Genomic DNA, 23,231 nt, shown 5'->3' with positions numbered 1-23,231 from the left:
TATAATAGCCACTAACGTGTCGCGGCTTGCAGAAGTGGCGAACTTCGTGACCGATTATTTTCCGCTAAGATAATATTTCTTGCGATAGATAAACGTGAATTTACCACATATCTCGCCATTTTTGCAAACCGCTGTTGTGCGACGTTTTTCTTCAGTAATTGGATTAAAATCTATAGCCTACATTCAATGAAATTTTAGCAACTTGGGTATGGTCAGTTTTGTCAGCATTAAATAACATTTTTCCCCAACCAAGGTTTGCACCATATGTAAGTCCACTTTTTGTAACTCCTTTCCACCCAAAACCTGCACCAATAGAAAGATTAATAACATTTGGATTTTCAGTAAATGTTAATTTCTCTGGTGTGTCATATACTTTTTTTCCATCAATTGACATAACCATTCCAAATCCTTCAACAAAAAAACCTGAAGCATATTTTTTACCAAAATACCTTCTGTAGTATGGAGAGATAGAATAGTTCATATCTTTTTCCTTGGTATTGTCGAATATATAAATAAAAGTAATCCCTAATGATGATTTTTTGTTGAAATACCTTTCATAACTTGCATTAATTCCTCCCGAAAAAGCTGGTGCAATTAAATCAAGAATAACTTCATTTTTTTTTTCGTAGGGATTTAGGATGGTTTCATTTTTATTTTGTGCTTTAGCAACGAAAAACGAAAACAGTATTGTAACTGCTAAAAAGATTTTTTTCATAAGTTTTTTTATTTAATTAATTTCTGACAAACCTACATTGATTTTCTTTTTAAAATGTTAACTTACTCATAAACGACTCGTTAAATAAAGCATAAATAAATGCGACGAAAAGTTTGTATAAAGATTGTGGTACAGTTCCCAATTTTATTTCATGTGAGTTCAGAATATTTCGACAATATTTCAAAGCTTTTTTTAAACTTAAAATTCTTTAATTCTGATTTTCATTTGATTATCGACTTTCGTTTTCTACCCGTCTGCGCCAAAATGTCGCACAACGTGTCGCGGCTTGCAGAAGTGGCGAACTTCGTGACCGATTATTTTCGGCTAAGATAAAATTTCTTGCGAAAGATAAACGTGAAGTTACCACATATTTCGCCATTTTTGCAAACCGCTGTTAGTGGCTGGGCTTATTATCATATAATCATACTTTAATCAACCTGAGAAAAATGTATATTATGATCTTCTCTAACTTCCCTAATTTTCACCTTTATGTTCTCATGTGTTTTATTATCGCAATCAAAATCGCTTAAAATTATCAAGTCATTATATTGAACTTTTAACCACTTATATTTTTCAAAAACTTCAGATTGCTCAAAGCTTGAATCTAATCCATTAATAATAGTTTTGCGAATATTTTCCAAACTTAAAATTTTATCATCTTTCGTGAAATATGGACAACTGTCAATTACTTGGTAATAAATCATTTGATGAAATCCTACGCAACCATCTTCAAATCTCTTTAGGTATTGATGATAAGGATATCTATTTATTTTTCGTTCGATTGGATAATTTAATTCTTTTATTAATTTATCAGATAAGACAATTCTTGGGAATTTTGCGCTTTTCAGCTCAAGTAAATATGCTTCAATTAAACCTTGTCCAAATACGGTTCCGTTGTCTTTATGAATGATATTTCCAATAGTTAGACCACCGCGGAACAATATTCCTTTTTCCATTAACATAGAGCCAATATAAGCCAAATTACAAATTAAGGTCGAAGTCATTTCATTAATATCATTTTCAATTTTAACTGAAACTACGATACTATCTGAAAATGCAGTTGTATTTGTCTTAGTACTAATATCAAAATATTTCAAACCTTTCTTTTGAGCATCTTCTTCAATTTCCACAAATTTTAGATTCCAATTATCTGGTTTCTCCCAATTCTTTAAATATTCTAAAACTGAATATAGTAATTCGATTTTTGATGTATCACTTTCAGATTTTTTAACTATTTCTTTAAAACCTAAGATATCAATGAAAGCAATTATTCGGCGTTCGTATTTTAATTTTTCTGTCATATTTTCTGATTTACTTGCGATTTTTTCTAGCCTTGCTACTAACGTTTCGCGGCTTGCAGAAGTGGCGAACTTCGTAACCGATTATTTTCGGCTAAGATAAAATATCTTGCGAAAGATAAACGTGATTTTACCACATATTTCGCCATTTTTGCAAACCGCTGTTGTATGATGTTTTTTTATTTATCTATTTCTTTTCGTAATTCAGTAAGTGGTTTTAGGCCTGTTATTTCGTTTTCTTTCAACTCAACCCATTCTATCCAATCAATTTTTGTCACTACATTATATTCTCCAATTAAATTATCTAAAAGAATATATATAGCATTTTGTGTTCGACCTTTTCCGTCATAATTCTTTATATTTAACTCAATTCCTAATTTTCCGTTATTAGTCTGGCTTCGGTAAAAAATATCAGAATAACCAATTTTTAAATCTCCATAATTTATTGTAAAATCATCTCCTGGAACTGGTTGTCTAAATGCGTTAAATTTCCAATTTTTTAGTTTTGGAGCTTTTTCGATTAATTTTTCTACAATGGGAAATATTTCTTTGATTCCATCTGCTGAAATTGTAAATTCTACAGTATTATTTTTATGTTTTGGACTAAATTCAAATACTAAATCTTCATTGACTTTTTTTAAATTTTTGGAAAGTTCGTCAAATATTTTTTCTCTAATTTCAAGATTTACGGATTCATCATAATATGATTCTTGATTTTCTACAAACCAATTCCAAAATTTTTCTTCTTTAGTTTCTTTGTTATAAATTGAAAATAGCATAATCGAAAGAATTGTTAATATAATTGCTGTTATTCCTATACATTTGGTTTTCATTTTCCACGAGTTTTTCCAAAATATCATACAACGTGTCGCGGCTTTGAAATGGTGGGGAATTCGTAAACGATAAATTTTCGGCTTAACGAAAACTTGAAGCGAAACGATAATTCCACTAAAACCCCACTATGTCAAAACCGCTGTTGTACGAGGCTTATTTTTAGTCGAAATTACAATTTTAACCACAATATTCAATTTTTTTGATCGAAAAATGTTATTTTCTTCTATTTATTTTTCTACTCTCAAAGTTCGACTAAGTTCGGTTTTCAGATTCCACTTTTCAGACAAAATTCGGCACGCACAGTTCGGCTAAGTTCAATTCTCAGATTCTGCTTGTCAGACAAAATTCGGCACGTACAGTATGACTAAGTTCAATTCTCAGATTCTGCTTTTCAGATAAAATTCGGCACGCACAGTTCGGCATAGTTCATTTTCCACGATTATTTCTTCTGATTATTTTCTACGCGCACAGTTCGGCTAAACACAGTACTCAAAAGTTCTTGCGGTAATATATTTTTTGTGGCAAAAGTATTTTCTGCGTGATTTCGGCATAAGTCTCGTACAACGTTCCCGCGCTTTGCCGTGTTTTGGGGCTTTGAAAACGATTATTTTTGGCTTAACGAATATACGAATTAAAATGATAATTCCACTAAATCCCCAAATACGGCAAAACGTGTGTTGCAATAAGTAATTTTATGAATAATCATTCTTTTCGCAATTGACTTTTCCGCAATCTAGTTCGCTACAATCTGCATCACTTAAATAGTACCAAAGTTTTTTCGGCTAAACGATTTTTCATGATTCTTTTTATACAAAAACTGCATCGCTTCAATTTCGGAAAAATGTTTTCTGCTTAATAAATTCGGCTAAGTTTTTATACGCAAACTGCATCACATAAATTTAACCAAATAATTTTCCGCTTAACAATTTACTTTTTAATTTTTCAGCGCAAACTACATCACTTAAATCGAATCAAAATACTTTCTGCTTAACGATTTATTTTTTGATTTTTTAAACGCAAAGCTCGGCAAGATTATTTATTGCAACGTGTCGCGGCTTGCAGAAGTGGCGAACTTCGTAACCGATTATTTTCGGCTAAGATAAAATTTCTTGCGAAAGATAAACGTGAATTTACCACATATTTCGCCATTTATGCAAACCGCTGTTGTAATATGTTTTTATCAACACAAGGATTTCTCGTTATTCAATTTTTCGGCACAATACTTTTCGCCACAAACTGCATCATTTTCATTAATCCAAATTACTTTCGGCTTAATGATTTCGGTACAATATTTTTCACCACAAACTGCATCGCATTAATTGAAGCAAATTACTTTCGGCTTAACGATTTCGCCACAATCTATTTCGACGCAAACTGCATCACTTTAATTCAAGCAAATTATTTTCGGCTTGACGATTTCGCCAGAATCTATTTCACATAAAACTGTTCTAATTTTCTTTTATAAACGACAACTTTTTGGATTGCAGATTATTTTCTTAGTAGGAGTGAAGCAAGGAATTTTTCACCGCAAAATTCGGCGTTAAAATATATTACAACGTCTCGCGGCTTTGAAATGGTGGGGAATTCGTAAATGATAAATTTTCGGCTTAACGAAAACTTGAAGCGAAACGATAATTCCACTAAAACCCCACTATGTCAAAACCGCTGTTGTACGAGGCTTATTTTTAGTCGAAATTACAATTTTAACCGCAATATTCAATTTTTTTGATCGAATAATGTTATTTTCTTCTATTTATTTTTCTACTCTCAAAGTTCGGCTAAGTTCGGTTTTCAGATTCCACTTTTCAGATAAAATTCGGCACATACAGTTCGGCTAAACACAATACTCAAAAGTTCTTGCGGTAATATATTTTTTGTGGCAAAAGTATTTTCTGCGTAATTTCGGCATAAGTCTCGTACAACGTGTCGCGGCTTGCAGAAGTGGCGAACTTCGTAACCGATTATTTTCGGCTAAGATAAAATTTCTTGCGAAAGATAAACCTGAATTTACCACATATCTCGCCATTTTTGCAAACCGCTGTTAGGCACAGTTTTTATTACGTTCTTTGAGGTATTGGGGTATAATCACTTTCAGATGTCTGATGCAATATGCCCACAAACTTAAGTTCGATTTTTTTATCTTTCGTAATTAAAATTGTCATTGGCATTGTTGGTGTAATTCCTCTAGAAGCTTTCATTAGCTCTGCATTAACTATATTTCCATTTGAAAGTTTCACGTCTTTGTTAAATCCTCCATTGAACATTCCTTCGGTTGGCAAAGAAAAATTCAATTCTCCTTCAGCATTTTTAACTAAAATAAGAAAATTTGAAATTGGTTCAAGATAATGGCTAGCATAAATTTTGAAAGTAATATCAGTTTCAGTTTGACTTTCTATTTTAAAAGAAAGATTTGAAAAAGAATTAGTACTTGCATTAAAATTAGAATTTCCTTGAATGACATTTACCATTTGACCTACAGTTGCATCTAGTCCATTTGAATATAAATCAATATATAGACTTTGCGATAGAATTGGAGGCATTGAAGTAGCATCAAGTCTTATTGGTATAACTTTACAATTACCTTTAGATGCTTTATAAACTGCATTTTGCCATTCCATTTTTACCATATTACTGCCTATACTATTTTTAGATACAAAATAAAAAAAATGAGTACATTTTTCTAGTCCCTCATTCATTTTGTCAATAAGACCATCTCCTGGTTGCATTGACCAAGAATCATAAAAAACTTTTTCTTTTCCAAATATATCTGCAAGTTTTACTGCAATTGGCTCAATTATTATTTTGTCTGCGTGATTATGACTAATAAATATCATTTTCTGTTTTTTAGTGTTATATATCCGATTCTGCTGTCTTGTCCTGATATAGGTTGACCTTTTTTTGTTAATGTATAATTTCAAAAATAGGTGATTGTAGTCGGAATATTGATAAGTTTAGAAAAAATCTTTGAAAGGATTTTTTTCCAAACTTGTCAACATTCCTACGCAACTAAATTAGTATTTTTTTTCTTTTTATAAGGCTTGTATTGATGGGTTTGATTTTTATGTGCATATTGTGGTGTTTTCATTTCAAGAGAGCAATGTCTACGCTCATTATTGTAAATTTCTATAGCTTGTTTCACCATTTTTTGTGCTGTTTTTAAATTTGGAATTGTTTTATTTAGTCCAAATTCATGTTTTAAAATTCCGTTTATTCTTTCGGCTACTGCATTTTCGTAAGGGCTTGAATTTTGAGTTGTACTTAAAATAATGTTCTTTGATTTGGCAAATTCAGCAAAGTCCGGACAGCAATATTGTATACCTCTGTCGGAATGATGGATTAGATTTTCATTTTTATAAAGTCTGTTTTTAACAGCCATTTGCATTGCGTCTTTGACAAGTTGAACTTTCATATTTGTATCAATTTTGTATCCCATTATTTTCTTGGAATAAACGTCAGTAACCAGGGCTAAATAGGCATGTTGTGAAGCTAATTTAATATAGGTTATATCGCTAACAAAGACTTGTTCTGCGTGTTTTATTTCAAGGTCTTTAAGTAAGTCGTCTGACTTGTAAAACCCATGTTTAGAGTCAGTTGTTATATGATAAAGCTTTGTTTTTTTGATTAATAAATTATGATATTTTAAAAAGTGAATAAACTTATCTCTACCCATTTTTATATCATTTTTTAGAAAGTCATCTTTGATATCCAAGTGTAGTTTTTTACCTCCATATCGTACCATTTTTTGACGGATAGGTGTTATGAGTTCTTTGATCTTTACAGCCTGTAAATCTTCTGTTTTTTGTTTGTTCATTCGTTTGTAATAAGCCTGTTTGCTTATTCCGAAGCATTGGGAGAACCATTTTATTTTAAAAGGTCTTTCTTTTTTTTCTCCACTTCTTTTAGTAATGCTTCGGGTAATGACTTTTTTGCAAAATCAAGATTAGTGCTTACTTCAAAATCAGCAATTATCATTTGTTGAAAGTCTTTGATGAACTCAAGTTCTTCGATTCGTTCTTTGAGTTTTTTGATTTCCTCGTTTTTACTCATGGCTTTAGAATTTTGTTCAAAGGAACGCAATTTTTTCATCCAATAGGTTATTGAAGAGCGAGAAATTCCATGTAATTTGGAAGCGTGATTTACCGAAATTTGACCGTTTGAAATTTGGTCAATGATGGAAAGTTTTAGGTCAAAACCAATTTTTTTGTACTCAATTTTTGGACAGTGTCCGTTTTTTGTGGGTTCCATAGTTTACTAAAAGTGTTTAATTTTTAGTCAACCTATTTCAGGATTTGTCATGCGGTAAAATTGTGCCTAACGTGTCGCGGCTTGCAGAAGTGGCGAACTTCGTGACCGATTATTTTCCGCTAAGATAATATTTCTTGCGATAGATAAACGTGAATTTACCACATATCTCGCCATTTTTGCAAACCGCTGTTGTGCGACGTTTTTCTTCAGTAATTGGATTAAAATCTATAGCCTACATTCAATGAAATTTTAGCAACTTGGGTATGGTCAGTTTTGTCAGCATTAAATAACATTTTTCCCCAACCAAGGTTTGCACCATATGTAAGTCCACTTTTTGTAACTCCTTTCCACCCAAAACCTGCACCAATAGAAAGATTAATAACATTTGGATTTTCAGTAAATGTTAATTTCTCTGGTGTGTCATATACTTTTTTTCCATCAATTGACATAACCATTCCAAATCCTTCAACAAAAAAACCTGAAGCATATTTTTTACCAAAATACCTTCTGTAGTATGGAGAGATAGAATAGTTCATATCTTTTTCCTTGGTATTGTCGAATATATAAATAAAAGTAATCCCTAATGATGATTTTTTGTTGAAATACCTTTCATAACTTGCATTAATTCCTCCCGAAAAAGCTGGTGCAATTAAATCAAGAAGAACTTCATTTTTTTTTTCGTAAGGATTTAGGATGGTTTCATTTTTATTTTGTGCTTTAGCAACGAAAAACGAAAACAGTATTGTAACTGCTAAAAAGATTTTTTTCATAAGTTTTTTTATTTAATTAATTTCTGACAAACCTACATTGATTTTCTTTTTAAAATGTTAACTTACTCATAAACGACTCGTTAAATAAAGCATAAATAAATGCGACGAAAAGTTTGTATAAAGATTGTGGTACAGTTCCCAATTTTATTTCATGTGAGTTCAGAATATTTCGACAATATTTCAAAGCTTTTTTTAAACTTAAAATTCTTTAATTCTGATTTTCATTTGATTATCGACTTTCGTTTTCTACCCGTCTGCGCCAAAATGTCGCACAACGTCTCGCGGCTTGCAGAAGTGGCGAACTTCGTAACCGATTATTTTCGGCTAAGATAAAATATCTTGCGAAAAATAAACGTGAATTTACCACATATTTCGCCATTTTTGCAAACCGCTGTTAGCAGTAGGCTTTATTCAATTTTACTTGTCATATTTAGCTTTACAAAAGTTCCTTTCGGATTTTCCAACTCTAAAGTACATTCAGATTTCGTTATTGTTATTAGTTTGAGTTGCATATCAAATTTATTTTTTTCATCAACAACAAGTATTATTTGTGATGTTTTGTCATAAGACCAAGTTCCTTTTTGAACTTGATTAGTACTAATTGATTCTGCGCTTTTATCAGAATTAAATATCATTTTATCATTCTTATTTCTTTCACGCGGAGGAAATATCTGTCCATTTACTTCAAATGATTTCAATGTCCATTCATTCACAAGCAATGTTTCAACATTTTCAGTTTCTTGAGCTTTCGCATTCAAACATATTAGTATAAATGAAAGCGATAAAATTATTTTAGATGTTATTTTCATATTTTTTGGTTTAAGCTTACTGCTAACGTGTTGCTGCTTTGAGATGGCTGGAAGTTCGTAACCGATCAATTTTCGGCTTAACGAAAACTTGATGCGAAACGGTAATTCCACTAAATTCCAGCTAGCTCAAAACAGCTGTTATGCGTTCGGTTTTTTATTCAAATTTTATGTATTCGTATTCTTTTGGCAGATCGTTAAAATCAATGTTTTCTAATAAATAGTTTTCTCCAACTTTGTAAAAATCCTCGTCATTATCTTTTACAAAAGCATCAATAAAATCATTTTCTATATCTATTAGTAATCCAACGTCTACCACGTTAGTGCTTTCTGTTTGTATTTCTTTTTCCAATTCCTCTTTTGGATGAGTTAGAAAACCTCCAATACAGTTATAGTTTTTATTTTCAACATATTGTCTATTTCTATAATCGTGAAAATAAATTAGTGTTCGTACAATATAAATATTTGATATTCTTCTATTTTCAGATAAAACAATGCAACCATTAACGTTTGAATACTTTCCGCTTACTTTTTCAAAATTGACGGACATAATGAATCCATAATCATTGAATGAAACAGGATTTTTTTCACAACAATAAATTTCTGCCTCAATATAAAAATCTTCATATTCAAAAATATATTGAATTGGTGACCACCAAATTTTTTTCGGTGTTTCAGATTTTAAGTAACTGATTAAAACAAAATCATCAGTATCAAATAAATATGTTTTCATTCGGATTCTGTTTTTCTACGTTTTACCAAACTGACGCATAACGTTTTGCTGCTTTGAGATGGCTGGAAGTTCGAAACCGCTCAATTTTCGGCTTAACGAAAACTTGATGCGAAACGATAATTCCACTAAATTCCAGCTAGCTCAAAACAGCTGTTGTGCAACGTTTTAATTATATTCGTTAATAATATCTATTTGTCCATTCTGGTCGGTTGTCCTTCGCGAATCGAATTTCTAATTCGGTTGGTTGTTCGCTTAAATCAATGTCTTTAAGTTCAAGTATTTCAAGAACAGTTTCATTGATACTCAAAGATGTTTTGAATCCTGTCATTATGGAAGTATTTCCAAATTGTCTGTTCATTACTAAAATGTTTTTATCTAAAAGTCCAGATACTGAAGGGTTATCTATTGGCATTTCAATTGATTTTTGTCCATTTAGAATAAATTCTCTCAGTATTGATTTTTCTATTCGATCAAAGTTTTTTACTCTTTCTGCAAATTTCTTTTTCCATTTTGTCATTAATATCTTTCGTTGAATTGTTTTGAAAATCCAGATTACAAAATTCACTAAAACTAATCCCGTTGAAATAATAAAAATAATACCTAAAACCCAACCATACTTATCTTTTAAATTATCAATAAATAGTTTTTTATTTAGAAATCCTTCGTCGATGAATAAAACAAATCCAGAGACAGCCGACAAAAGAAAAAAGAATTTTGTCGGTAGTTTATTTAAATCAAATATTGCTTTTAAATATTTTTCCAATATATTTTATTTAATGTTATCTATTAATTCTGTAATATGTTAATGACATAATCGAATAGGTCAATCGCTGTTTCTTGTTTCATTCTTTCTGTTAGAGAGTTTTTAATTTGAGTTAATTCGACAACTTTATTTTTTTCTTCTTTTAATATTAAAGCGTCTAATATTTGATTAATGACTAAAATACCTTCTTCGTTGGTTTCTGGAATAAATAATGAATTATATGCACCTTGATGTGCAATATTATTTGGTCCTTCCCAACGCTGGCAATCAAAAGCATATCTTGCTAAACCTTCGTATCTCATTCCTGGATCAAAATCATCAGATAGTGGTATATAGACCATACAATTATTTTAAGTCATTAATAGAAATAATATTTTTCATAATCCCATTGTTGATTTCCTGCATTAAGAAACTATCCATTTTATTATAATTTAGTCCACAAATATCGTTAATATCCTCAATGGCAATTTTTGAATTAGAACTTGATATTAACGACTCAATTTTATTAAAATTTTCTGAATAACATTTTTTTAAATCGGCTAATTTTGGGTCGGTTTTTAAATCATTCAAGTTTTTTAGGATTGAGATTTTCATTTGATCTTCGAATTCTTCTTCTTTGTTCATATTTTTTTTGTAAATGTTGCACAACGTTATGCCACTTTGAGATGGCTGGAAGTTCGTAACCTTTCAGTTTTCGGCTTAACGAAAACTTGATGCGAAACGATAATCCCACTAAATTCCAGCTAGCTCAAAATGGCGGTTATGCACAGTTTTATTCGAAACGTTTTTGCAAGAAAGTAACTATTTTTTGAATTTGGGTAGGTTTATTTTCGATTAAATAATCAACTATAAGTTCTACAATTTCATTTCTACTTTTATTTCTGGCTCTCAATTCATTATCAATTCTGATGTATAGTTTTTTTCCATTATTATCACTAACATTTGCCTCATCATTTTTATATTTTTCAACTATCTCTTTTAAACTTACTTGATGAAATACAAAATCATTTAGTAAGCGGAAAAGTTTATGGTCAACTGTATCAAACAAATTCGTTTTTAAATATTTTTCTAAACTTTCTATTGGTAAATAATTTAAAGGTATATTATTATTAATTGAATTTCTAGATAAATAAGCCTCGGCATCACCCTTAATATCAGCATCTAATATTATTGAAATATTAGATATTTTACCAACCAAATTACTACTTACAACTTCTCTCGCTAATTCAATAACATTTGTATAACCACCACAAGGAAGTACATGAACAAGTTTATTTCCTAATAACGAATACTTTCTTAATATTCTAGTAACAATTTCTTTAGCAAGATCATCCTCGACTAAAATGATATAATCATACCCAGAATGGTCATAAAGCATCCTTGTAGCATAAGCTGGATAACAAGGGTTTATAACCTCTAAAGTGTTGTCAGAGTATCTATTAAGGAAAAATATATTTATAGGATCTATTGAGCTAATTAACTCAATAGAATGTGTAGAAAAATATATCGCATAATTAAATTGATTTGAGATTTCTTTTAGAAATGTGACTAGACGCTTTAATGATGATGGATGCAATGCTAATTCAATTTCATCTAAAAACAATAAACATGGTTTATTTAAACTGGCTCTATCAATATTTCTTATGTTGATAGAATTCAGTACACTTACTAAAAGGTTTTCACCAGTAGACATATGAAATTGACTAACACGTTTATCACCTTTTTGATAATAAAAAATATCTCCAGTAAATTTCACATTTTGACCAGAGTCTTTTGCATTCAAAAAGAACAATTTTTCGTAAAAATTCTTATTGTTATGTAAAATTATACCTAGGTTTTCTCTAATAAAATCAGGTGCTGGTTTTAGAACACTATCAGTAATTCTGTCAAGCTTTTTTAATAAATCGTAGCTTGTATTCTTAAACCTATTTCCAAAAATTATACTTCCTTCATAGAAACCTTTTATTTCCATATTACCAGAATAATCAGCTTTCCATTTTCCCTCAATTTTTTTCCACGACCTTGTCGCTCCATTTAAAGTAAAATCTATGCTCGCATCATCGGAAGTTTTGCCAAAATAGTCATGCATCGGAAGTCGGAAAAACACGCTTGATGCACAAGTAACCACAGTACTTTTTCCAGAACCATTCTGACCAGTTATAGCGTAAAGTCCTTTTTGTATTGGTAAATCAATTTCTAAAGTCTCAATAGACTTTATTTTCTTGATCTTCATGTTTAGTTTCATATTGTTATCTTGTTGGTTTTAAATTGTGCATAACGTGTCGCGGCTTTGAAATGGTGGGGAAATCGTAAACGATAAATTTTCGGCTTAACGAAAACTTGAAGCGAAACGATAATTCCACTAAAACCCCACTATATCAAAACCGCTGTTGTACGAGGCTTATTTTTAGTCGAAATTACAATTTTAACCGCAATATTCAATTTTTTTTGCTCGAATAATCTTATTTTCTTCTATTTATTTTTCTATGCGCAAAGTTCGGCTAAGTCCAGTTTTCAGTTTCTGCTTTACAGACAAAATTCTTCACGCATTTTTCGCTAAAATATAATTTTCCGTTTCACTTTCCAATTCAATTCTACGCGCACAGTTCCGATAAGTTCAATTTCCACGAGTTTTTCTTCTGATTAGATTCTACGCGCACAGTTCGGCTAAACACAATACTCAAAAGTTCCTGCGGAAATATATTTTTGGTTGGCAACGTTTTTTCTGCGTAATTTCGGCATAAGTCTCGTACAACGTTTCGCGGCTTCAAGAAGTGGCGAACTTCGTAACCGCATATTTTCCACTAAGATAGTTTTTCTTGCGAAAGATAAACGTGAATTTACCACATTTCTCGCCATTTCTTGAAACCGCTGTTGTGCGATCGCTTTTTTATTCATTTTTTTCTGCTTCAATTCTATTATTCCATTTATCTTTATGCAGTTCAAACCAAAAGTGTTCGATTTCACAATGTTCAAACTTTTCAATTATTTTAAAACCACTTTTTAGTAATACGTTTTTTGAACCTTCATTTTCAACGTTACAAATTGCATAAACTTTTTCCGTTTTTAAGTTTTCAAAAGCATAATCTATTAGCGCAACAGTTGTTTCCGTTGCAATTCCTTTTCCCCAATATTTTTCTATTAATCTATATCCAATTTCATAAAAATTATTATGATTATTCATCGGCTCAGTTATCAGTTTAATTCCTGACCAACCAACAAAATCTCCACTAACTTTTTCGATTACTGCCCAACGTCCAATTCCGTTTTCAGCGTATTGATTTTTTAAGTTTAGAATATATTCTTGTACTTCTTCTAATTTTTTTACCGGTTTATTTCCCAAATATTTATGAACCGCAGGATTACTATCTAATTCGAATAAACCATTTTCATCTGTTTGAATAAATTCTCGTAAAGTGAATCTTTCAGTTTCAATTCTCGTATTCATTTTTCTGTTTATTTTTTAATTTTCAGTTTCGTTTTCCGTCGCTCGAAAGTGTCGCACAACGTCTTGGCGCTTGTAGCAGTTGGGGAATAAAGACGCGAGTTTTTTCCATTAAACACCAATTTTCCAAATACAAAACCATCTTTAAATTAAGCCTAAAACCCCAATTGCTACAAACGGCTGTTAGTGGCTGGCTTTTATTCAATTGTATTAATTAAAATTTCAATATAAATTAAACTTAACCAATTTATTATTATGTCATTCACATTTTTGTAAAAAAGGTCAATTTCAGATAAATCCGAGGAGGTAAAATTATCACTATAATCTCCTGATAATAAATGAAAATATCTATTTCGCAAATCAATAATTAAACTTGTTAAGCCTTTTCTCGTAATTACAATTTCTGTATTTAATGTTTGTGATTTAATGGTGATATTTTTGTTGTTATCACATAATTTCTTAATTGCTTTATAGTATTGCTCTTTTAAATTTTGATTTGGCTCTTCGATTTTTATACTCAAGTCTAAATCTAATATTGGATTATCTTTGAACAAATGTTCATTTACAAATTTTTTAAAAAAACTTAATTCTCCATCCGTTTTTGTAAAAAAATCTTTTAGACTATTATATGTTGATTTATAACTTTTTGATTTGCTAGCGAAGTGTAGAGGAAAACTATAAGAAATTAATTCAGTTGCTCTGTATAAATGTAAAAATGCGGTAGCGTGACTTTCCTTTTTGGTTTGATAAAAATAGTTACAAAATTCTAAAAGTAAATTCTCGAAAAATATTTTATTACCTCTTGTTAAACAATGTTGATAATATCCTTCTATTTTTGCTTTTCTTATTTTTTTAGAATCAATTGTAAATACTTCATTAATTAATTTCGATGATATTCTTGAATTAACACTAAAATCTACTTCTGTGAAATTTTTCCTTTGCGATATTTTAGTTCTATTAACTGTATTTTCAAAATCTAATGTACCAGTAAGTAATCGTAGTAGAATTACTTCAGCAGATTGATTTCTCTTTACAGCAAGATAGCCAGGCAAAGCATTAAATGATTTAGCATTTAAGCATTCAGAATATGTAAATTGCTGAAAATTTGCCATTAGTCTATTTGAGATAAAATGTCAATTAAATCATTTTCACTTGCATTTTTTAATTCATCATAATTTTGAATAAAATAATTTCCGTTTGCTCTTCTTTGTCTACTTACTTTAATTTTTGAAATATTAAAAGATGTAAATGCTTTTTCGAAATTCTCCAAGCTTTTTTCAAAATCATTAATGCTTGTATTTTTTATTGTTTCAAACGATTTTTTTATTCCAACACAGAATCCAATTAAATTATTTGCATTTCTGAACCATTTAAGACTTTTTTCATTTTCTGAAAGCCTTTTTATTTCTTCAACTACAAGTGAAAATTCTAAATCATCTTCGGTAATATTTGATTCTAAAATCTTATCTGCAATTAATGCATCAAGTTTTTCTTCAATTATTTTTTGATTTTCAATGTTTGTTGAATTAGCTAAAAATGCTAAATATCCTTTTATAAAATCTGCTTTATTAAATGAAACTTTAATTTTTTCTCTTTTTGAATCTCTTTCAGTAATTATTGGAGTTTTTTCACTTTCGAATTCAAATAAATTTGTCGTCAATATTTCTATTTGGTGTCTTGCCGACATAGGTTTTTGTCCATTATTCAAAGTAATCATTCTGTACAATAAATTGTCCATAGAAGAACATATAAGAATGTTTATAAATAAAATCCTATCCAAATCTAAATTTTCATTCTTTTTAAAGGTTCTTTGTAAAGTATTTAACCTTTGTATTCCATCAAGAATAAATCCTTCTTGAATGTTAGCAGTTACATAAGTTTCTAAGTGAGTAATATCTTCAATATTTATGGCATTACTATCAATGAAAGCTAAAGTGAGCGCTGGCATTATGCATCCTTTGACTAAATCTGTCTCAAGTCTGCTATAAAATTTACTGTCTTGAATATTTCTCTGTATATCTAATCTATCAATTAATGGAACTAGATTATCTATCGCAAATTTATAATTTGTAGAAGCGGTTATAAAGCTACTTTTAATTACATTATCAAAATTTATTGAGTATACTTTCATTTTATTTTCTTATTTATCAATTTTTTCTTAAGCTTGCCACTAACGTTCCCGCGCTTTGCCGTGTTTTGGGGCTTTGAAAACGATTATTTTTGGCTTAACGAATATACGAATTAAAATGATAATTCCACTAAATCCCCAAATACGGCAAAACGTGTGTTGCAATAAGTAATTTTATGAATAATCATTCTTTTCGCAATTGACTTTTCCGCAATCTAGTTCGCTACAATCTGCATCACTTAAATAGTACCAAAGTTTTTTCGGCTAAACGATTTTTCATGATTCTTTTTATACAAAAACTGCATCGCTTCAATTTCGGAAAAATGTTTTCTGCTTAATAAATTCGGCTAAGTTTTTATACGCAAACTGCATCACATAAATTTAACCAAATAATTTTCCGCTTAACAATTTACTTTTTAATTTTTCAGCGCAAACTACATCACTTAAATCGAATCAAAATACTTTCTGCTTAACGATTTATTTTTTGATTTTTTAAACGCAAAGCTCGGCAAGATTATTTATTGCAACGTTCCCGCGCTTGTAGTCTGTTGCGGACTTCGAAGACGAGAATTTTTGGCTATACGAAAATACAAATTAAAAACGATAATTCCACTAAATTCCGCAATAGCTACAAACGTGTGTTGTAATAAGTAATTATATTGATCATCATCCTTTTCGCAGATTTATTTTCCGCAATCTAATTCACCACAAAATTCTTCATTTAAATAGAATTAAAGTATTTTCGGCAAACTATGTTTCCTGATTCATTTTTTCGCAAACTGCATCACATCAATAGAACCAAAATATTTTCTTCTTAACGTTTTATTTCTGATTTTCAGCGCAAACTGCATCACATCAATAGAACCAAAATACTTTCTACTAAACAATTACTTTCTGTTTTTTTATGCGAAAAGCTCGGCAAAATTATTTATTACAACGTGTCGCGGCTTGCAGAAGTGGCGAACTTCGTGACCGATTATTTTCGGCTAAGATAAAATTTCTTGCGAAAGATAAACGTGAATTTACCACATATTTCGCCATTTTTGCAAACCGCTGTTATAGCCAGTTTATTTTACCGAAATGATATTAGATTCAGGAAGTTGTAAATTTAATTTTTTTCTAAGAAATTCTGTTAATATATCTATTCTCGTACCTATAACTTTTGTTCTATCTTTAATTGGCCAATCTGTCATTATTGCAGTTAATTTCGGTCTTTTATTTTGAGTAAATATATCCATAGGATCAGTAAACCATAATCCACAACCGCTGATTCCATGTAAATCTGGACCTACAGCAAATTTATTAATTTTTAAATTATATGATTTTTTCCTTTCATAAGATGTTACAATATTAGAATTTATGTTTCTATTGTATTTCATATATTCACATTCCTTGGCTGGAGTTGAAAATTGAAAAAATGGATAACTATGAAAAGAGTTTTTGCTTTGTGAAATCTTTGAAAGTGTGGTAGGATATCCAAGAAAAGTATAATATGGTTGATTTTCAAATTTATGATTAATTGCTAAATCATCGTCTTTTAAGAATTTATAAGTAGTTAATAATTCTTCTACACTTTCTTTATCTAATTCCAAAAATCCGATGTCAACAGAATCCTTTTCCCTGCTTATAAAAAACTCATTAATATATGTTATTCCTCCTGGTTTAAATAAGTTTTTTCCTTTTTCTAATGGAATAACTAGGTTTTCAAAATTATCAAGAACATGTGAAGCAGAAACAAGAAAAAAATGATTTTTGACTTGTATGAACACACCTGAACCATAAACTTTATATTCTGGATTAATCGTTAAAAGCATACAAGTATAACTTTTAATTATTGTTAAATTGCTATATTGCAGTTCGGTGTATTTTTTCAGGATTTCCATTTTTCTGTAAATTGGCTATAACGGTTCACCACTTGCCTTGGTTGGGGAAATAGAACCAGATTATTTTCCACCGAAACGAATATACGAATAAAAACGATAATTCCACCGAAGCCCCAATCATGGCAAATGGTTGTTGCAGTAAGTAATTGTTCAAAATCCTATTTTGTTCAAAATTGTATTATTACAATCTAATTTGATCAATTCCGCAGCACTTAAATTGAATAAAATAGTTTTCCGCTTAACAATTTCTTTCTTAATTATTCAACGTAAACTGCATCGCTTAAATAGAACCAAATATTTTCCACTTAACAATTTATTTTTGATTTTAAGCGCAAACAGCGTCACTTAAGTAGAATTAAATATTTTTCCGCTTAACAATCACTTTCTTATTTTTAAGCGCAAACAGAATCACTTAAATAAAATCGAATAATTTTCCGCTTAACATTATCTTCTTGATTCTTAAGCGCAAACAGCATTACTTAAATAGAACTAGATAATTTTCCGCTTAACAATTCCTTTCTTATTTTTATGCGCAAAATTCGGCAAGATTATTTACTGCAACGTGTCGCGGCTTGCAGAAGTGGCGAACTTCGTGACCGATTATTTTCGGCTAAGATAAAATTTCTTGCGAAAGATAAACGTGAATTTACCACATATTTCGCCATTTTTGCAAACCGCTGTTGGCAGTAGTACTAATTACGTTCTCTTGTTTCATTTGTAATTTCGTCAACCGATATGTTATAAAAGCTAAAAATAGATTCGACACTTTTAATATTAGCTATTTCCCAAAAATTCCTGTATTCGTATTCATTATAGTTACTAATATATTTTTTGTAATCATTTATTATCAGTATTACTCTCAACGTTCCTAAATAATTGAATTTGATTCCTAGTTCAGTTACAGCTTCCATATAGTTATCTGGAATAATTTTTTCTAATTCAGAAATGTTTGTAATTCCATATTTTTCTAATTCATATAAAATGTCAATTTCATTAGAATCATAATCTCCAAAACCTTCATATATAAAATCAGGAATTAATTTTGAGAATTTCAGTTTTAAAAATTCTTTCAAATCTGTTATATTTATTTCAGTATTTTTCATTATTTATTTTAAGTTGCGATAGATTCATGACTCTGCGGAAGTATTACTGCCAACGGTTCCTGGCTTAGCTTGGTGGGGAACTTATAAGCAGATTATTTTTGGCTATACGAATATATGAAAAAAAACGGAAATTCCACTAAATTCCCCATCATGCTAAACCAGTGTTGTAATATGTTTTTATCAGCACAAATATTTATCGTTACTCTATTTTTCACCACAAACTGCATCATTCTCATTAATCCAAATTACTTTCTGCGTAACGATTTTAATAAAATTTGTTTCGACACAAACTGCATCACCTTAATTTAACCAAAATACTTTCGGCTTAACGATTTTACTAAAATCTATTTCGACACAAACTGCATCACTTTAATTTATCCAAATTACTTTCTGCTTAACGATTTCGCCAGAATCTATTTCACATAAAACTGTTCTTTTTTTTTTGATAAACGACAACTTTTTGGATTTCAGATTATTTTCTTAGTAGGAGAGAAGCAAGGAATTTTTCACCGCAAAATTCGGCGCTAAAATATATTACAACTTGTATATAACATCAAATATATACATCTTTTTTGATGTTTTTTAGTTGTCACTCAGTTTTTTCTTATTATTTTCTTCAACTAAACGATCAAGTGGACTTAGAATCTTATCTGTAGCTGTTTTTGATACATGTGTGTAAATTGTTGTGGTTTTAATACTAGCATGACCAAGAAACTTTTGTATGTATCGTATATCTGTGCCGCTTTCTAGCAAATGTGTGGCAAAACTATGCCTCAAAGTGTGTACAGTGGCTTTTTTATCTAATCCTGACTTTTTTAAGGCGGCACGCATCACTGCTTGAGCACTACCAGTACTGTAGGGTTCGCCTGCATATTGACCTTCAAAAACGTATTTATTTGGTTCGTAAAGTTTCTTGTAAATCTCTAGTGAGTTGACAATCGAGTAGGGTAGCATCACAATACGATCTTTTTTTCCTTTGGCATTTTTAATATGTATTTTATGTTCCGAAAATAATATGTCACGCCATTCTAAAGTTACAATCTCACTAACCCGTAAACCTGCACCATAACCTATTAATAGTAATAACTTATGTTTAGGGTTGTCTACTGCTCTAAATATTTCTAAACACTCTTCCATGGTTAGTACCGATGGTAATTTTTTTTCTGATTTTGGTCTCGGTAGTTTAAGATCAAAACCTTTTTGATGGTCAATTTGTTGGTAATAAAACAATAATGCATTTACCATACTATGTCCTGATGATGCAGATAGTCCTCTTTCCATTAGCGAAGCTAAATATTTTGTAACTTCTTTTTGTGTTATGGAATGTGGGTCTTTAAAATGATGATCACGTAAAAATTTAAGAAACGAACTCGTATAGGTACGCATTGTAGAACTACTATAATTTAATGCTAGAATAGTATCTACCATCATAGTGATGTATTCATGTGCTGCAGCCGGAACTTGATTAAATAATTGCTCTTTGGTTTTTCTCAAATCTAGCTGCTTTCTATTGGGTAAATTTTGTTTTAACAAATACCCTTTTGGCAGTCTGTTGTTAATAAGTACTTTATGTGGTTCAAACTGCATTCCCATTGCTTCATATACACTAGGTGCAGCGGGTAATAAATAACAATCTTTAATGGTACTGTAACGCGCCATTGAGAACCGTTTTATTTTTTCTCTTAATACAAGAAATGGAGGTACATATACTTCCATCCATTTTATGTCTTCAGGATGTGGTTTTATTACAATAGATTCTGATACAAAGACGGTTTCTTTTTTATAATAATCATTTTCCGGAAAAAAAGAGACTACTCCTAATATTTTTTCAACTTGTGTTTGTACGTTACTATGTCTTAATACCATATACACCTTGTAATTGGCATTCCAATACACTCCTTTGGTAGCTAATAATTGTTTACTAATATGCTGATAATAGTGCATCTTGAAAACCCAGTATTTACCTAAATTTGGTAATAATTCTAAACGCATGTTGGGTGCTAACGATTTTACGGTCGTTATATGTTCAGGGTTATGCAGCACAGGGGCCGAATCTAACTGAAGGTCGCTTTTGGCTATGGCTGGAAGGTCACGGCTTAGGGTAAGGCCGGCCAGCGGTTGCGTTTTTGTCTTTTTTGGGTTATCAATAACCAAATCGCTAAAATTTTGACTAATCAACTTATAGCTCACAACATTATAATCAAAATACCAGCATCGAAGTGACTGACTATAAATACCTCCCAATTGTTTTAATTGATCAATAGTAGTACTATCATACTTAAAGAAAAGTCCGATTCGGTCTGCATCACGATGCCATATCTTTTTTACAATTATTTGCATATAAAGGTTATAAGCAACTAAAATACAACTTTGTTTTTAATAATCGAATATTAAATTGTTGATTTTTAATTATCTACGTCCTTTTTTTGTTTAGAAAGTAATTTGACAGAAGTAGTGTATGGATAATAAGGCAAATTGTAAAGGAATAAACCAATTTTAGTTGTCAAATCGAATGTAGTGAAGATTAGTTATGCTGTTACTACTTATCAATTGAAGCAAAAAAACTATTGAATCCTTATGTAAAATCGAGCGGTGTCGATATTAGTTATACTGTTGTTAATCATTAATTTAATCAAAAAATTTCTTGTATCCGTATGTCAGATCAATCGGAGTCGAGATTATTTTGTTTGATGTTTTTCTTATAAACATCATCGTTGTTTATAGTTGCGTGAAGGATAGCAGTGAAAATCCTCCCGATTTTTCTTCGGGAGATTGTAACGGATAGCCTGACGCTGCTGCAACGTAGTGGAAGCAGGGGCACGCCCAAATGATCTTTATTGTGAAATTGCAATTGTAAAAAAAAACCTAGTAACTGCTGCTATTTTGCGGGTTACTAGGTTTATAATTTAAGATGGAGCGCGTTTAGCAATCGGCCATGTTTACCGCTATTGCTAAGCCTCCTTCTGAGGTTTCTTTGTATTTGTTATTCATATCCTTGGCGGTTTCCCACATGGTACTCACTACTTTGTCTAAGGGTACTTTTGCATTTTTAGCATCGGTAGATAAGGCTAATTCGGCGGCATTGATTGCTTTTATAGCGCCCATAGTATTGCGCTCAATACACGGAATTTGGACTAATCCGCCTATGGGGTCGCAGGTCAATCCCAGGTGGTGTTCCATGGCAATTTCGGCAGCCATTAAGACTTGTTCTGGTGTTCCGCCCATTAATTCACACAGCGCTGCAGCAGCCATTGATGACGATACGCCTATCTCTGCTTGGCAACCTCCCATAGCGGCTGATATGGTGGACCCTTTTTTGAAAATACTGCCTATTTCTCCCGCAACTAACAAGAATTGTTTGATTTCTTTAGGTCCTGCATTATGGTTTTCAATAACCAAATAATACATCAAGACAGATGGGATTACACCGGCACTTCCGTTTGTAGGTGCGGTTACAATGCGTCCCAAAGCTGCATTAACTTCGTTTACAGCAAGTGCAAAACAACTAACCCATTTCAGGATTTGGCGAAATTTAACCTCGGTTTTGCGTATTTCTTCTAGCCAACTTTGTGGATCACTATAATTAGATAATCCTATTAATCCTTGGTGCATATCAAATGCTCTTCGGCGTACGTTAAGACCACCAGGTAAAATCCCTTCAGAGTGGCAACCTATGTACATACACTCGAGCATGGTGTTCCAGATGCGCATTAATTCATGATCGATAACTTCTTCTGTTCGCATCGATTTTTCATTCTCATAAACAATCTCTGAGATGCTTTTATTTTCGCTTACGCAAAAACTTAACAACTCCGCAGCATTATTGACAAGGTACGGAAAAGCGCATTTTATCTTGATTTTTTCCTTGGCATTGGTACGTTCTTCTTTAACCACAAATCCACCTCCAATAGAGTAGTAGGTAGCTGTAAAAGGTGTTCCCAAAGCATCAAAAGCTGTAAACATCATTCCGTTAGAATGAAAAGGCAAGAAGTCTTTATTAAATACAATATCTTCTTTTATATGAAAGGCAATTGGGTGCTGGTTACCCAAAAGGATTTGGTTTGTAGACTCGATTGTTTTTATGATACCATCAATATTTTCAACCGGAATATACTCTGGATCTTGCCCACTTAAACCTAGCATTACGGCAAGATCAGTAGCGTGACCTCTACCCGTAAGGGACAAAGAGCCGTAAAGATCTATTTTTACTCTTGTAATTGTATGTATGATATTCTCCTCTTTTAGCTCTTCTAAAAAGCGTTCTCCTGCACGCCATGGTCCTAGCGTGTGGGAACTTGAAGGACCTACACCAATTTTAAGCATGTCAAAAACCGAAATGCACTCTTCCATATAATTTTTGTTTTATGAGACAAATATAATTGAATTTAGCAATGAACAGTACCAAAAACTTTTAAATATGAAATTTTAATTGTGATTTAGAAACTAGAACTGATTATTTAATAATTTGGAAACAGCTATTTTTTTTGTTTTCCAAAAAAATAAAAGCG

Annotated in this window: 20 protein-coding genes; all 20 read right to left on the bottom strand. The window is 31.1% G+C overall.

Annotated features, from left to right (window positions below):
* Positions 1-163: 163 nt before the first annotated feature.
* Entirely contained in the window at positions 164-715 is a 552-nt protein-coding gene (locus tag ACVEGE_RS18335; protein WP_458008595.1) for a DUF3575 domain-containing protein, read from the bottom strand.
* 428 nt (positions 716-1,143) lie between these two features.
* On the bottom strand, positions 1,144-2,016 hold the full coding sequence (locus ACVEGE_RS18330; RefSeq protein WP_192501614.1) for a hypothetical protein: 873 nt from the start codon (positions 2,014-2,016) through the stop codon (positions 1,144-1,146).
* Between the two features lie 176 nt (positions 2,017-2,192).
* The gene (locus tag ACVEGE_RS18325; protein WP_192501615.1) at positions 2,193-2,846 is read right to left on the bottom strand and encodes a hypothetical protein; all 654 of its coding nucleotides are present in this window, start codon (positions 2,844-2,846) and stop codon (positions 2,193-2,195) included.
* A 2,058-nt stretch (positions 2,847-4,904) separates the two neighbouring features.
* Positions 4,905-5,681: a toll/interleukin-1 receptor domain-containing protein gene (locus ACVEGE_RS18320; protein ID WP_458008594.1), complete on the bottom strand. Its 777-nt coding sequence runs from the start codon at positions 5,679-5,681 to the stop codon at positions 4,905-4,907.
* Between the two features lie 164 nt (positions 5,682-5,845).
* Complete coding sequence (locus ACVEGE_RS18315) at positions 5,846-6,685, bottom strand: IS3 family transposase (protein WP_458008648.1); 840 nt, start codon at positions 6,683-6,685, stop codon at positions 5,846-5,848.
* Between the two features lie 23 nt (positions 6,686-6,708).
* On the bottom strand, positions 6,709-7,092 hold the full coding sequence (locus tag ACVEGE_RS18310; RefSeq protein ID WP_192502009.1) for a helix-turn-helix domain-containing protein: 384 nt from the start codon (positions 7,090-7,092) through the stop codon (positions 6,709-6,711).
* Positions 7,093-7,310: 218 nt separating this feature from the next.
* Positions 7,311-7,862, bottom strand: a complete 552-nt coding sequence (locus ACVEGE_RS18305; RefSeq protein ID WP_192502017.1) for a DUF3575 domain-containing protein — start codon at positions 7,860-7,862, stop codon at positions 7,311-7,313.
* A 407-nt stretch (positions 7,863-8,269) separates the two neighbouring features.
* Entirely contained in the window at positions 8,270-8,671 is a 402-nt protein-coding gene (locus tag ACVEGE_RS18300) for a lipocalin family protein (RefSeq protein ID WP_192502016.1), read from the bottom strand.
* Between the two features lie 154 nt (positions 8,672-8,825).
* Positions 8,826-9,401 carry a hypothetical protein gene (locus tag ACVEGE_RS18295; RefSeq protein ID WP_192502015.1) on the bottom strand — a complete coding sequence of 192 codons (576 nt, stop codon included), beginning with the start codon at positions 9,399-9,401 and terminating at the stop codon, positions 8,826-8,828.
* 178 nt (positions 9,402-9,579) lie between these two features.
* Positions 9,580-10,164: a super-infection exclusion protein B gene (locus ACVEGE_RS18290; protein ID WP_192502014.1), complete on the bottom strand. Its 585-nt coding sequence runs from the start codon at positions 10,162-10,164 to the stop codon at positions 9,580-9,582.
* Positions 10,165-10,187: 23 nt separating this feature from the next.
* Complete coding sequence (locus ACVEGE_RS18285) at positions 10,188-10,505, bottom strand: hypothetical protein (protein WP_192502013.1); 318 nt, start codon at positions 10,503-10,505, stop codon at positions 10,188-10,190.
* A 4-nt stretch (positions 10,506-10,509) separates the two neighbouring features.
* Positions 10,510-10,788: a hypothetical protein gene (locus ACVEGE_RS18280; protein ID WP_192502012.1), complete on the bottom strand. Its 279-nt coding sequence runs from the start codon at positions 10,786-10,788 to the stop codon at positions 10,510-10,512.
* Between the two features lie 148 nt (positions 10,789-10,936).
* Entirely contained in the window at positions 10,937-12,397 is a 1,461-nt protein-coding gene (locus ACVEGE_RS18275; protein WP_225738203.1) for an ATP-dependent nuclease, read from the bottom strand.
* 657 nt (positions 12,398-13,054) lie between these two features.
* Positions 13,055-13,612 (bottom strand): GNAT family N-acetyltransferase, encoded by a 558-nt coding sequence (locus ACVEGE_RS18270; RefSeq protein ID WP_192502019.1) that lies wholly within the window; start codon positions 13,610-13,612, stop codon positions 13,055-13,057.
* A 194-nt stretch (positions 13,613-13,806) separates the two neighbouring features.
* Positions 13,807-14,721, bottom strand: a complete 915-nt coding sequence (locus ACVEGE_RS18265) for a hypothetical protein (protein WP_192502020.1) — start codon at positions 14,719-14,721, stop codon at positions 13,807-13,809.
* On the bottom strand, positions 14,721-15,740 hold the full coding sequence (locus ACVEGE_RS18260; protein ID WP_192502021.1) for a hypothetical protein: 1,020 nt from the start codon (positions 15,738-15,740) through the stop codon (positions 14,721-14,723). The genes ACVEGE_RS18265 and ACVEGE_RS18260 overlap by 1 nt, the downstream gene beginning before the upstream one ends.
* Before the next feature lie 1,064 nt (positions 15,741-16,804).
* On the bottom strand, positions 16,805-17,620 hold the full coding sequence (locus tag ACVEGE_RS18255; protein ID WP_173839503.1) for a hypothetical protein: 816 nt from the start codon (positions 17,618-17,620) through the stop codon (positions 16,805-16,807).
* A gap of 692 nt (positions 17,621-18,312) precedes the next feature.
* The gene (locus ACVEGE_RS18250; RefSeq protein ID WP_192502050.1) at positions 18,313-18,693 is read right to left on the bottom strand and encodes a hypothetical protein; all 381 of its coding nucleotides are present in this window, start codon (positions 18,691-18,693) and stop codon (positions 18,313-18,315) included.
* Between the two features lie 612 nt (positions 18,694-19,305).
* Complete coding sequence (locus tag ACVEGE_RS18245; RefSeq protein ID WP_173857623.1) at positions 19,306-21,063, bottom strand: tyrosine-type recombinase/integrase; 1,758 nt, start codon at positions 21,061-21,063, stop codon at positions 19,306-19,308.
* Positions 21,064-21,645: 582 nt separating this feature from the next.
* A complete protein-coding gene (locus tag ACVEGE_RS18240) occupies positions 21,646-23,073 on the bottom strand; it encodes an L-serine ammonia-lyase (RefSeq protein WP_192501329.1) in 1,428 nt (475 codons plus the stop codon).
* Positions 23,074-23,231 lie beyond the last annotated feature (158 nt).

The sequence above is a fragment of the Flavobacterium sp. PL002 genome (assembly GCF_054165825.1).
The sequence above is the reverse complement of the archived record's forward strand: the minus strand, read 5'-3'. Positions and strand labels throughout refer to the sequence as shown.